A 265-nucleotide genomic window follows, 5' to 3' on the forward strand; every position below is an offset into this window, starting at 1 on the left:
TGACATTAGACAGTGGTTTCTATAAAACACCAAAATATAGTTTAGGTGATTATGTTTGGTACGACAGTAATAAAGACGGCAAACAAGATTCAACTGAAAAAGGTATCAAAGATGTTAAAGTTACTTTATTAAATGAAAAAGGCGAAGTAATTGGAACAACTAAAACAGATGAAAATGGTAAATATCGTTTCGATAATTTAGATAGCGGTAAATACAAAGTTATTTTTGAAAAGCCTGCTGGCTTAACACAAACAGGTACAAATAC

General features: G+C 30.6%; 1 protein-coding gene. It reads left to right on the forward strand.

The features are described from left to right. On the forward strand, window positions 1–265 hold a 265-nt coding region (locus CDN38_RS27950; protein WP_180276458.1), incomplete at both ends, for an SdrD B-like domain-containing protein.

Source organism: Mycobacterium ostraviense (assembly GCF_002705925.1).
GTDB classification, from domain to species: domain Bacteria; phylum Actinomycetota; class Actinomycetes; order Mycobacteriales; family Mycobacteriaceae; genus Mycobacterium; species Mycobacterium ostraviense.